Genomic DNA, 10190 nt, shown 5'->3' on the forward strand with positions numbered 1-10190 from the left:
ATTTGCTGGAGAACTCATCCAAATGGAGGCTAGCCCTCATGCCTGGTTTGGAGCAGAAACCTCTAACTTACACTTAGCCATTGATGATGCTTCCGGCAATATCCTAGGGGCTTATTTTGATAAAAAAGAGAACTTGAATGCTTACTATCATGTCCTTGAACAAATATTAGCCAATCACGGCATTCCCCTTCAAATTAAAACAGATAAGAGAACGGTCTTTACCTATCAAGCCTCCAACTCTAAGAAAATGGAGGACGATACCCATACACAGTTTGGATACGCCTGTCACCAACTGGGGATTCTCCTTGAGACAACCGCTATCCCTCAAACTAAAGGGAGAGTCGAAAGACTCAATCAGGCACTACAATCTCGCCTGCCTATTGAACTGGAACGAAACAATATTCATACCTTGGAAGAAGCCAATACTTTCCTTCTTTCCTACATTCAAACCTTTAATGAACAGTTTGGAAACAAGACAAAACTCTCTGTCTTCGAGGTGGCTCCTAAGCCCTCTGAACGAAATCTCATTCTAGCTAGACTGGCGGAGAGAGTCGTGGATCGTAGACACCATATCCGATTCCAAAATCGTTGCTATATCCCTGTTGAACAAGGAAAAGAAGTCTACTTCAGCAGAAAGACGAAAGCATTCGTTATAAAAGAAGTTGACGGTGACATCTACCTCAATATCGCTGACAAGATCTATCACACAAAGGAGCTACTAGTTCATGAACTCTATTCGAAAAACTTTGAACCAGAACCAGAACAAAAAAAGAAAGACGCAAGTATATCCCTCCACAAACCCATCCGTGGAAACTCACATCTTTCAAACAATATCTTCAGAAAAATAAAAAGGATTATGAAGAGTTTACTAGTGAGGAGCTTCATTCTCCTCATCTACAAGTATAATCTATTTCTCGCTAAATGGGAAGCTGCTCCTTAAAGGAAATCACTCTATCCCTTACATTTAGGAGAGAGAAAATAAGGAGTCTAAGACAAGCATTTCATTTGATAAGAGGCTTGGAGCTGCTAGGCTGGAGAGCCAAGGCTAAGACTAGCCTTGGTTTAGCTGAAAAAATAGCTTCAAGGGTTCCTCGTGTCAAATGAAAGCAAAATAATTGCCCTCAATCTCACCATTTTTTGGGGCATCATCACTTTCGATTGACACTACTTTTTTAAAATTTTTTAATTAATTTTACAACTGCTTCCGTTCGAGCTGTATGTGGGAACATATCGACCGACTGGATATAATGAAGATCATAGACTTCTACTAAGCGTACCAAATCCCTTGCCAAAGTCGAAACATTACAAGAAATATAAACCATTTTTTCTGGTACATAGGTAAGAATTGTATCTAATAACTTGTCATCCAGACCTGTACGTGGTGGATCCACAATCAAAGCATCTGCTCGGTATCCTTCCTTGTACCAACGAGGAATAATCTCTTCTGCTGTTCCAGCTTCATAATGAGTATTGTCAAATCCCATTCTTTTGGCATTTCGCTTGGCATCTTCAATGGCTTCTGGAATAATATCCATACCTCTGAGTGTTTTTACTTTCTTTGCGAAGGCAAATCCAATCGTTCCAACTCCACAATAAGCGTCAATCAAATGGTCTTCTTTATCAACATCCAAGGCTTTTACCGCCTCGTTATAAAGAACTTCTGTTTGTTCAGGATTTAGTTGATAGAAAGCTCGAGGAGATAGTGAGAATTCATAGTCGAGTACACCTTCTTGAATACTCTCTTGTCCCCAGATAATCTCTGTCTTTTCACCATAAATCTCACTGGTTTTAGCTGTATTTGTATTCACAGCTACTGTCACAACTTCTGGAAAATCTTTAATTAAGTCTTTTACTAGTTGGGTTAAATTAAGCTGACGATTTGTAACAATAATAATCTGAACCTGTCCAGTCTTTCTTGCTCGTCGAACCATAATAGTCCTAACACCTAGAACTTTTCTCTCATCGGTGATTGGAATTTGGTGAAAAGTAAGTAATTCCGCTAGACGATTAGCAATCACTTGGGTTTCCTTGTCTTGTACCAGGCAATCTTTCAACTCTACTAAATAGTGAGAGTTTTGTGCATATAAGCCCGCCTTGACCTGATTTTTAAATTTTCTAGTCTGAAATTGTAACTTAGCTCTGTAATATTTTGGTTCCTGCATTCCAATAGTTGGACGAATTTCATAGTTTTCATATCCTGCAGGAGCAAATTTTTTCAGCGCTTGATGAAGCAAGTCCGTCTTGAACTCCAGCTGCTTATCATAATGCAGGTGCATGATTTGGCAGCCTCCGCACTCATTATAAATAGTACAAGCTGGCACAACGCGGAATTTAGACTTCTTGTTGACCTTTAATAATTTCGCTTCAACAAAGTTACGTTTAATAGAAGTAATCTGACAATAGATATCTTCGCCTTTGAGAGCACCGGGTACAAAGACTAATGTTTTTTGGTAAAAGCCGATTCCCTCACCATTAATTCCCATGCGCTTGATTTTTAATGGTATTTTTTGTTTTATTTTTAGATTCATAGGTCTATTATACCATGGAGTTTCTAAGATATTTAAGAATATGTTACAATAAAAGCATGAATTCAAAAACACCTCGCTTTAGTATACTAGATTTCCCTGAACGATTACGAAGCTATATCAAGGGAGCTAATCTCTCTGATAGTTCTTCTCATTCAAGTGCAACTGTCCTATATATAGATTCAGGTTACTATTTAAAAATAGATCAAAAAGGCAGATTAGCTCAAGAAGCTAAGATTGCAAGTTGGTTCGAAACTGAAGGATTGGGAACTCCAGTGATTACCTATTTATCAGCAAAAAAGGACTTCCTTCTGACCAAAGAAGCCATTGGCAGAAATGCTCTCGATTTTTTAAATCAACCCGAAAAACTCTGTCAAACCCTAGCTCAAGCATTAAACAAACTTCACAGTCTTAAACCACAATCTTTTCCGTCGGAAAATCATCTGAAGCGTTATAAAGAAAAAGCCTTAAAAAACTATCAGGAGGGGACTTTTTATAACAAGACTCTTCTGCCCCAATTTCATATTCACAGTCGTGAAGAAGCTTACCAACTGATACAAGAGAAAGGTTACATCCTCAAAGATGATGCTTTTATTCATGGAGATGCCTGCCTGCCAAATTTCATCTTGAAGGATGCCTCGCATTTTTCTTGCTTTATTGACTTGGGATTGGCTGGTTTTAGTGACCGACATATCGACCTCTTTTGGGCAATTTGGTCCCTTCATTACAACCTACAAGATGCTACGTATGCTGAATTATTTCTCGACTATTACGGTAGAGAATATGTAGATATGGATAAACTCCGACTTGTTGCAGCTTTCGAAGCATTTAGATGAAAGGAAATTATGAAAATCACAAAACTTGAAAAGAAAAAAAGACTCTATCTGATGGAGCTTGATAATGGCGACAAATGCTATATCACCGAAGACACAATTGTTCGTTTTATGTTATCGAGAGATAAGGTTATAAGTGAAGAGGAATTGAAAGAGATTCAGGACTTTGCTCAATTTTCTTATGGTAAGAATCTGGCCCTCTACCATTTATCCTTTAAAGCACGCACTGAAAAAGAGGTCAGAGAATATCTAAAAAAATACGATATTGATGAAAACATCGTTTCTCAAGTCATTGCTAATCTTAAAGAAGATAAGTGGATCAATGATAGCCAATACGCTTATGCTAGCATCAATGCTAATCAACTGTCAGGAGACAAGGGTCCTTATGTGCTGACTCAGAAACTAGCTCAAAAAGGGATTTCAAAATCTACTATAGAAGAGAACTTGAAAGAATTTGATTTTTCTGAAGTTGCTCAACGTGTAGCTAATAAACTATTGAAAAAATATGAGGGAAAACTTCCAGCTCGTGCCCTGCAAGATAAGATTATCCAGAGCTTGACTAACAAGGGCTTCTCTTATTCTGATGCTAAAATTGCCTTTGACGACTTAGATAGCCAAATTGACCAAGAAACGACTCAAGAACTCATCTTCAAGGAACTTGATAAGCAATATACTAAGTATGCTCGAAAGTATGAAGGATACGAACTGAAGCAGCGTTTAACTCAAGTTTTAGCACGAAAGGGCTACGATTTTTCGGATATAGCAAGCGCTCTTAGAGAATATCTTTAATATTTCCAAGTGAAATTCACAGATTTTAGGTAATTTTATGGTACAATAGTAAATGATAAACTTATAAATTGTAGAAAGTTGGTTAGTTATGAAGCTTCCAAAAGAAGGCGACTTTATTACAATTCAAAGTTATAAGCATGATGGGAGTCTCCACCGAACTTGGCGGGACACCATGGTACTAAAAACAACAGAAAACGCCATTATTGGTGTCAACGATCATACACTTGTTACCGAAAGTGATGGTCGTCGTTGGGTCACTCGAGAACCGGCTATTGTTTACTTTCACAAGAAATATTGGTTTAATATCATTGCCATGATTCGTGATAATGGAACTTCTTACTATTGCAATATGGCTAGCCCCTACTATCTGGATGAAGAAGCACTGAAGTATATTGATTACGATTTGGATGTTAAAATTTTTACAGATGGGGAAAAACGTCTCTTGGACGTTGAAGAGTACGAGCGTCACAAACGCAAAATGAATTATTCTGATGATTTGGACTATATTTTAAAAGAACATGTCAAAATTCTTGTTGATTGGATTAACAATGGACGTGGTCCTTTCTCAGAAGCCTATGTAAACATTTGGTACAAGCGCTATGTAGAACTAAAGAATCGGTAAAGTTGTCAAAGGTCAGGAACAAAATCCTGACCTTGTTTTTTTGGTAGTATAAAATAAATTGTGTAAAAACAAAAAGGAATAAATCCATTATAGCAGAGTTACAACACCTTACTAGAAAGAGATTTATGCAGAATTCGTAAAATATATAAAACAAATAGATATACTGTTATTTTTTAATGTCTCTGTTCCTTGTAAGTTTACAACAAACTTATATCGTTTAATACAAAAAATACGAAGATGATTAGTATAAAAAATACAGGTCAACTTCGTATTTTTTTATTTCCACATAGCATCAATCACTTGGTACAACATTTTAAAAACAATATCTCGACAGAGAAAATGGTATTTAATCTACCAGCTCATTTAATCGTTTTTGAAAATATAAAGCAATACTTTTAGATTCAATAAACTCAAAATATTTTATGACATCGTTCATTTGTTTAATTCCAGATTCTTTAGATTCAGTCAGATATATTTTATATCCTTTTACAAATTTGAATGTAGATTTTTCAAAAACTTTTGTGTCATCTTTTAATAATTTTTTTAATTTCATTTCAAAGTAGTCTGCATATATTAGATGTGAATTTTCAAGGCAACAGAACCAAAAATTTAAACAAGCTGACACAACTAAATTTCTATTCTTGCCGATTTTTTCGTAATAATGTGTACGCTCTAGTATTTCTTTTCCGACCATGTAAATATAATCTATTTCAAAAAGATGATATAAATTACCAATCAGCGTTATCTCATAGGACTCCCATCGTTCCTTCTGGAATAAATAGTCATACACTAAATTTAGATCATCTCTACTAACTACATGATTACAATCTATCTGATTTAATAATCCCTGAACCATAATTGTATTTATTTTATGAGTTTTTCCCCACTCTTCTCAAAAAGTTTTTGTTGCTCATTTTTTATTTCCTCCAACCCTTTAGTATTCAAACTATAAAAGTTCGGAGATAAATTAACCAAAAAATCATCACGCTCCGATCTTTTATAATGTTCTAGGTAATTACAAAAATTCTCTATCGAAACATTGATATTTGATAATAATTCAAAAAACGTTGAAAGAGAAATTTCATTTTCTCCCCTTTCAAATCTAGAAAGTTGAGATTTTGATATAGAATCAGCTGCAGCATACTCTAAAGAATATCCGTTTAATTTTCTAAAATATCGAAAAGCTTCTCCGTAATTTTTCACACTTTCATTCCCTTAACTTTCTTTTCGAGCGATAAACATACCATATTCTTTAGGAATGATCAACATACCATTATTAAACTCACTTTCCAATCTTTTACGTATTATTTCCTCTTCTAGTGAACCTATTTCTGAAATTCCTTTAAACGATTGGATGTATTTAACTAGGTCATCTATACTAGTTACCTGTAACTCATCATCATAGAGTAATCTATCGACAGAGTTAAAACACCTACTCAGGTACCTTTTACCATTTTGTAAAGTAAACGTTTTATTTTCTAAATCTTGATTAACCTCATCTTTAAATAAATTTGCCAAATAATTTACAACTCCATTTTCACCAAATGTAGCACAGTAAAAAATGCCTTCGGTTTTTAAGACCCTATTCACTTCAGAGAGAGCTTTAGGAATATCATTCACATGATGTAGAAGCATATTAGCAATAACAATATCAAAAGTTTCATTCTCAAAAGAAATCTTTTGAATATCCATTATCTCATAGTTGACATTGTCTCTATTTCCAATCACTGACTTCGTTGATTTTACCATATCTTTAGAAAAATCTGTAACAATCAACTGCTTCATTTTATCTATAGAATCACTATTGCTTTTCCACAGTTCTCCTGTACCACATCCTAATTCTAGAACCTTTACTTCATCAGTGATTTGGTAGTTAGAAAATATCCAATTATTAAATCCCAATTTATTTTTTGAATACTTCTTATGCAATTCTACTCGAATATCAAGATTATCATGACTTTTATATTGTTCAATTACTTTATCAATCATTTTAAATGCCCTCCACTCTATAATTTGACATTATATCACAAGAATAAAGATAGTGTTAAATAAGTTGTATAAATGCAAAAAAGGAATATTCCGTTACAGCAAAGTTGTAACACATTTCTATAAAGAAATTTATTCCTACGACTCAGTTTGGCATGCTTAACTTCCTAACTCAAAAACAAAGCATCGATTAATTTATCCGTTCTTCTTTTGAAACAGATTTGAACTGATAATTGCTCGTTTTAATTTAAGAAGCTCTTTTGAGCAAAACTTCATTTTTTTAAGAGTCCAACAATTTCTGTCTATCGCTTTTCTACTAGCAAAAAACCTACCTTGAGGCAAGTTTTCATTTATATATCTAATTTCGTAATAGTATAGTAAAATGAAATAAGGACAGTCAAATCGATTTCTAACAATGTTTTAGAAGTAAAGGTGTACTATTCTAGTTTCAATCTACTATAAATTTGATATGAGAATAGTCTTTCTCAACATCCTTATCCAACAAGAATGCTGTGGCGTCCTTCTTAACTTGAACCAGGTCAATATTCTGGGCTTGGGCTGCATAGACGCAGCCACAATAACATTGACGATAGATATCATACTCCTCACACATCTCTACTGAACGTTTGTAGCCTTGATTTTTCTTGAAATCGCTGGGAAGATAGTGGGTCGTGTAAATTTTTTGCACATCGATTCCGATGCTATTGATGGTTTGAGAATTCTTATGAGGACTGATAGTCAAAGCTGAACCAAAGTAGTCAAAGCCCAAGTCCATAGCCACTTGCGCTGTTTTATCAAGTCGGTAGTCAAAATAAACCTTGCAACGGTCGCCACCTTCGGGCTCCTCCTCTAGTCCCCTAACTAGTTTTCGGTATTCATTGGGTTCGTAGGGAGCTTCTAGGTACTGAACCGTATTTCCTGTCCGCTCATTAAAATCACTAACAAGTTTCTTGGTGACATAGACCCGCTTATGGTATTCTACCTTGGGATGGATATTAGAATTGGCAAAATAGATGGTCACATCTGCATACTTGGTCAAATATTCTAGTGTATAGGTACTACAAGGAGCACAGCAAACATGCACGAGAATGGTTGGCCGCTGCTCATTTTTCTCCCATGCTTGTACCATTTTCTGCATGACACGGTCATAATTAATCTTCTGATTGGGGGTCATCTTGCACAGAATTTCTTCTACATCGATCATGTTCTTCTCCTTTTTCTAGTCTTATTTTATCATATAAGTTAGGAGAGCTCAAATCAATTTAGAAGTGAATATTATAAAAAGAAGGGTTAGTCATTCCCTCCTTTTGTGTTTTTTATAAGTTGTTTTCTATAGAAAGCTTACATCATCCCGCCCATCATACTTGGATCCATTGCTGGAGCTGGGGCTACTGGTTCTGGTTTATTGGCTACGACTGCTTCTGTTGTCAAAATCAAGCTGGCTACAGATGCTGCATTTTGTAGGGCTGAACGACTCACTTTAACTGGATCAATGATACCTTGATCAATCATGTTAACCCACTCGCCAGTTGCTGCGTTGAATCCTATACCAAGCTCAGCATTTTTCAAACGATCGATAACGATAGAGCCTTCAAATCCTGCATTGTGAGCAATTTGACGAACAGGTTCTTCCAAAGCACGGAGAACAATATTACGTCCTGTTGCTTCATCTCCTGTCAATTCCAAGGTAGCAACAGCTGGAATCACATTGGCAAGAGCTGTTCCACCACCTGCAACAATACCTTCTTCAACAGCTGCACGAGTAGCGTTGAGGGCATCTTCAATGCGGAGTTTCATTTCTTTCAACTCAGTTTCAGTTGCGGCTCCGACCTTAATAACCGCTACACCACCTGACAATTTGGCCAAGCGTTCTTGCAATTTTTCACGGTCAAATTCAGAAGTTGTAGTTTCGATTTGAGACTTGATAACCGCAACACGGTGAGAAATCGCTTCAGGATTTCCTGCACCTTCTACAATAACCGTGCTATCTTTGTCCACGGTCACTCTCGCTGCTTGACCAAGAGCTTCAATTGTCGCATCTTTCAACTCAAGACCAAGGTCTTCTGTGATAACTGTTCCGCCTGTTAAGATGGCGATATCTTCAAGCATGGCTTTGCGACGGTCACCAAAACCAGGTGCCTTGACTGCTACTACGTTGAAGGTTCCACGAATCTTGTTCAAAACAAGAGTTGGAAGAGCCTCACCATCCACATCATCCGCAATAATCAAGAGTGGACGATTGCTTTGGAGAATGCTTTCCAAAAGTGGCAAGATTTCTTGGATATTGGAAATTTTCTTGTCTGTAATCAAAATGTACGGATTTTCAAGGTCAGCCACCATTTTTTCGCTATCTGTCACCATGTACTGTGAAAGGTAACCACGGTCAAACTGCATTCCTTCTACGACTTCAAGCTCTGTTTCCATACCACGTGACTCTTCGATGGTGATGACACCGTCTTTGCCAACTTTTTCCATTGCTTCAGAGATGTACTCACCAACTTTTTCAGAACGAGAAGATACGGCTGCAACTTGAGCGATAGCTTCTTTATTGGCAACAGGGATGGCGTTGTTTTTCAAAGCTTCAACTGCTGCGGCAACTGCTGTTTCAATCCCACGACGAATACCGATTGGATTTGCACCTGCTGTGACGTTTTTGATTCCTTCACGGACGATAGCTTGGGTCAAGACTGTTGCAGTCGTAGTTCCGTCACCTGCGATATCATTGGTTTTAGAAGCTACTTCTGATACTAACTTAGCACCCATATTTTCAAAATGGTCTTCCAATTCGATTTCTTTGGCAATGGTCACACCGTCATTGGTAATCAAGGGTGAACCGAATGACTTTTCAAGAACGACATTGCGACCTTTTGGTCCCAAGGTTACTTTAACAGTGTCTGCAAGAATATCGACACCACGAACCATGGCTGAACGGGCATCTGATGAAAATTTAATTTCTTTTGACATACTTACTTTCTCCTTCTATTCCTCAATGATTGCCAAAATGTTAGCTTCGCCTACGATGATGTACTTTTCATCTCCATCTTTGACATCAAGACCTGCGTGGGCTTCAACTAAGACACGATCTCCAGTTTTAACACTTGGAGCAACCAAGTCACCGTTCAAGGTACGAACACCTTGTCCAGTAGCCACAACTTGAGCTGTTTTGGTTTTTTCTTGGGCTGAGCCTGCAAGGACAAAGCCCCCAACGGTTTGTTCTTTTTCTTCTATTTTTAAGACCACACGGTCCCCTAATGGTTTCAACATCTGATTTCCTCCATAATGAGATAGATATTATTAGCACTCTTTGAACTTGAGTGCTAATTCATAATTCTATTGTATCACTTGGTCAGAAATAGTCAAGAAAAAAGTCTGACTTTCTCAAGATAAAAAGCCTGAGACCAACTCAGACTTTTTAATGTTTATACTCAATGAAAA

General features: G+C 36.8%; 10 protein-coding genes and 1 pseudogene. 4 read left to right on the forward strand and 7 right to left on the reverse strand.

Features of this window, described 5'->3' with window-relative positions; genetic code table 11:
- Positions 1–906: pseudogene (locus tag HT699_RS06230) on the forward strand (ISNCY family transposase); the annotation flags it as partial.
- A 266-nt stretch (positions 907–1172) separates the two neighbouring features.
- Here the strand turns inward: HT699_RS06230 and rlmD are convergent.
- Positions 1173–2528: a 23S rRNA (uracil(1939)-C(5))-methyltransferase RlmD gene (rlmD, locus tag HT699_RS06235; protein WP_050208050.1), complete on the reverse strand. Its 1356-nt coding sequence runs from the start codon at positions 2526–2528 to the stop codon at positions 1173–1175.
- Positions 2529–2584: 56 nt separating this feature from the next.
- Here rlmD and HT699_RS06240 point away from each other — a divergent pair, with 56 nt between their 5' ends.
- From HT699_RS06240 to HT699_RS06250, 3 genes are all read left to right on the forward strand, one after another.
- The gene (locus HT699_RS06240) at positions 2585–3361 is read left to right on the forward strand and encodes an aminoglycoside 3'-phosphotransferase (RefSeq protein ID WP_172934180.1); all 777 of its coding nucleotides are present in this window, start codon (positions 2585–2587) and stop codon (positions 3359–3361) included.
- A gap of 9 nt (positions 3362–3370) precedes the next feature.
- Positions 3371–4147 (forward strand): recombination regulator RecX, encoded by a 777-nt coding sequence (gene recX, locus HT699_RS06245; RefSeq protein ID WP_050082144.1) that lies wholly within the window; start codon positions 3371–3373, stop codon positions 4145–4147.
- Between the two features lie 88 nt (positions 4148–4235).
- Positions 4236–4769 carry a DUF402 domain-containing protein gene (locus tag HT699_RS06250; protein WP_000775321.1) on the forward strand — a complete coding sequence of 178 codons (534 nt, stop codon included), beginning with the start codon at positions 4236–4238 and terminating at the stop codon, positions 4767–4769.
- Between the two features lie 346 nt (positions 4770–5115).
- Here HT699_RS06250 and HT699_RS06255 read toward each other — a convergent pair whose 3' ends face one another.
- The 6 genes from HT699_RS06255 to groES form a co-directional block, all read right to left on the reverse strand.
- Positions 5116–5625 carry a hypothetical protein gene (locus HT699_RS06255; RefSeq protein WP_078374108.1) on the reverse strand — a complete coding sequence of 170 codons (510 nt, stop codon included), beginning with the start codon at positions 5623–5625 and terminating at the stop codon, positions 5116–5118.
- An 8-nt stretch (positions 5626–5633) separates the two neighbouring features.
- A complete protein-coding gene (locus tag HT699_RS06260) occupies positions 5634–5972 on the reverse strand; it encodes a helix-turn-helix transcriptional regulator (RefSeq protein WP_007284801.1) in 339 nt (112 codons plus the stop codon).
- Positions 5973–5984: 12 nt separating this feature from the next.
- Positions 5985–6758 (reverse strand): class I SAM-dependent methyltransferase, encoded by a 774-nt coding sequence (locus tag HT699_RS06265; RefSeq protein ID WP_172934181.1) that lies wholly within the window; start codon positions 6756–6758, stop codon positions 5985–5987.
- A gap of 445 nt (positions 6759–7203) precedes the next feature.
- Positions 7204–7959: an epoxyqueuosine reductase QueH gene (locus HT699_RS06270; protein WP_000567552.1), complete on the reverse strand. Its 756-nt coding sequence runs from the start codon at positions 7957–7959 to the stop codon at positions 7204–7206.
- Positions 7960–8096: 137 nt separating this feature from the next.
- A complete protein-coding gene (groL, locus tag HT699_RS06275) occupies positions 8097–9719 on the reverse strand; it encodes a chaperonin GroEL (RefSeq protein ID WP_000031573.1) in 1623 nt (540 codons plus the stop codon).
- A gap of 15 nt (positions 9720–9734) precedes the next feature.
- Entirely contained in the window at positions 9735–10019 is a 285-nt protein-coding gene (gene groES, locus HT699_RS06280; protein ID WP_000917330.1) for a co-chaperone GroES, read from the reverse strand.
- Positions 10020–10190 lie beyond the last annotated feature (171 nt).

The sequence above is a fragment of the Streptococcus sp. 1055 genome, from assembly GCF_013276815.1.
Lineage (GTDB): Bacteria > Bacillota > Bacilli > Lactobacillales > Streptococcaceae > Streptococcus > Streptococcus pseudopneumoniae.

Coding starts and splice junctions, on each gene's coding strand:
- rlmD (WP_050208050.1), bottom strand. CDS start 2,528: ATGAATCTAAAAATAAAACAAAAAATACCATTAAAAATCAAGCGCATG.
- HT699_RS06240 (WP_172934180.1), top strand. CDS start 2,585: ATGAATTCAAAAACACCTCGCTTTAGTATACTAGATTTCCCTGAACGA.
- recX (WP_050082144.1), top strand. CDS start 3,371: ATGAAAATCACAAAACTTGAAAAGAAAAAAAGACTCTATCTGATGGAG.
- HT699_RS06250 (WP_000775321.1), top strand. CDS start 4,236: ATGAAGCTTCCAAAAGAAGGCGACTTTATTACAATTCAAAGTTATAAG.
- HT699_RS06255 (WP_078374108.1), bottom strand. CDS start 5,625: ATGGTTCAGGGATTATTAAATCAGATAGATTGTAATCATGTAGTTAGT.
- HT699_RS06265 (WP_172934181.1), bottom strand. CDS start 6,758: ATGATTGATAAAGTAATTGAACAATATAAAAGTCATGATAATCTTGAT.
- HT699_RS06270 (WP_000567552.1), bottom strand. CDS start 7,959: ATGATCGATGTAGAAGAAATTCTGTGCAAGATGACCCCCAATCAGAAG.
- groL (WP_000031573.1), bottom strand. CDS start 9,719: ATGTCAAAAGAAATTAAATTTTCATCAGATGCCCGTTCAGCCATGGTT.
- groES (WP_000917330.1), bottom strand. CDS start 10,019: ATGTTGAAACCATTAGGGGACCGTGTGGTCTTAAAAATAGAAGAAAAA.